Here is a 1982-nt window from a genome sequence, read left to right as displayed (position 1 = left end):
CGGCACCGCCGTGGAGGCGAACTGCTCGCACACGTGCAGGAACTTCGCCTTGGGCGTGCCGCACACGCTCTCCACCTTCTCGGGCGTGTAGCTGGCGTAGTGCTTCTTCAGGAGCTGGTAGACGCAGCGCGGGTGCTGCAGCGTCGGGTCGGTCTTGACGAAGCCGTCATCGCCCAGCTCGTAGTCCCAGCTCGTCTTGTCGTAGAGGCGCTTTTCCTCGTTGTAGCCCGAGAAGTAGCCCTCCTCGAAGCTGAAGTCCTCGCGCACGATGAAGGTGAAGTCGGTGTACGCCTTCACGTACTCGTGGTGGATCTTGTCGTTGGAGATCAGGTAATTGATGATCCCGCCGAGGAAGGCGATGTCGCTGCCCGAGCGGATCGGCGCGTAGAAGTCGGCCACCGACGCCGAGCGGTTGAAGCGCGGGTCGACCACCATGAAGTGCGCCTTGTTGTGCGCCTTCGCCTCCGTCACCCACTTGAAGCCGCACGGGTGCGCCTCGGCGGCATTGCCGCCCATGACCAGGATCACGTCTGCGTTGCGGATGTCGACCCAATGGTTCGTCATCGCTCCACGGCCGAACGTCGGGGCAAGACCTGCCACCGTCGGGCCGTGTCAGACACGCGCCTGGTTGTCGAATGCGAGCAGGCCCCAGGAACGGGCGACCTTGTGGGTGATGTAGCCGGCTTCGTTGCTGGAGGCCGAGGCGGCCAGCATGCCGGTGGAGATCCAGCGGTTGACCTTCTTGCCGTCGTCCGTGGCCTCGATGAAGTTGGCGTCGCGGTCGGCCTTGAGCAGCTTGGCGATGCGGTCCAGCGCCTCGGGCCAGGACATGCGCTTCCACTCGTTGGAGCCGGGCGCGCGGTACTCGGGGTACATGAGCCGGTTCGGGCTGTGGACGATGTCCATCAGGCTCGCGCCCTTGGGACACAGCGTCCCACGGTTGACCGGGTGGTCCGGGTCGCCCTCCACGTGGATGAGCGAGGAGCGCACGTTCTTGGCGCCGTCGCCCAGCGAGTACATCAGGAGGCCGCAGCCGACCGAGCAGTAGGTGCAGGTCTGGCGCGTCACGGTGGCGGCAGCGAGCTTGTACTGCCGGACCTCTGCCAGCGCGGTGGCCGGCGAGAAGCCCATCAGTGCCAGACTCGAGCCCGCCAGGGTGGAGCCAGTCACTTTCATGAACTGGCGGCGGGAGAGTTGCATCGTGGTTGCCTTTATCTTTTATAAGTAGTGCGAGCCATTCTAGGGACGCACCCCAATAGTGCAATACCGGCCCGATGCCCTTTGCAAACGGCTCGCTGCACTGCACCATGACGCCATGTCCGCTCCATCGCTGATGCCCTTCCGCCCCCGCCTGCTCGACGTCCTGCGCGACTACGACCGGGACCGCTTCGCCAGGGACGTGGGCGCCGGTCTCACGGTGGGCATCGTGGCGCTGCCGCTGGCGATGGCGTTCGCCATCGCCTCGGGCCTGAAGCCCGAGGCCGGCATCTGGACGGCCATCATCGCGGGCTTCATCATCTCTGCGCTGGGCGGCTCGGCGGTGCAGATCGGCGGACCGGCAGGCGCCTTCATCGTCATCGTCTACGGCATCGTGGACCGCTACGGCGTGGCCAATCTGCTGATCGCCACCGCCGGCGCCGGCGTGATCCTGTTCGTGGCCGGGCTGACCGGGCTGGGGCGGCTGGTACGCTACGTGCCGCTGTCCATCGTGGTGGGCTTCACCAACGGCATCGCGGTGCTGATCCTGCTGTCGCAGCTGCGGGACGTGCTGGGCCTGGCGGTGCCGCACATGCCGGCGGACTTCTTCTCGCAGATCGGCACGCTGTGGCGCCACGCCGCCACCTTCAACCCCTACGCCTTCGGGTTGGCGCTGGCCTGCGTGCTCGGCCTGTTCGCCTGGCCCAACGTGGCCAGCGGCGGCTCGCGCATCGGCATGGCGCTGCACCGCGTGGCCGGGCTGGCCCGCGCGACGCGCGCCTTCC

At 67.0% G+C, this 1982-nt stretch carries 2 protein-coding genes; one reads left to right on the top strand and one right to left on the bottom strand.

The features are described 5' to 3' along the window. On the bottom strand, positions 1–1200 hold a 1200-nt coding region (locus tag ACIY1X_RS26225), incomplete at its 3' end, for a molybdopterin-dependent oxidoreductase (RefSeq protein WP_399686546.1). Between the two features lie 115 nt (positions 1201–1315). Here ACIY1X_RS26225 and ACIY1X_RS26220 point away from each other — a divergent pair. Beyond that, the coding region (locus ACIY1X_RS26220; protein ID WP_399686543.1) for a SulP family inorganic anion transporter at positions 1316–1982 on the top strand (667 nt) is incomplete at its 3' end.

The sequence above is a fragment of the Xenophilus sp. genome (assembly GCF_044462705.1).
Classification (GTDB): domain Bacteria; phylum Pseudomonadota; class Gammaproteobacteria; order Burkholderiales; family Burkholderiaceae_C; genus Xenophilus; species Xenophilus azovorans.
Note: the sequence above shows the minus strand (reverse complement) of the source record. Positions and strands in the feature narration are given on the sequence as shown.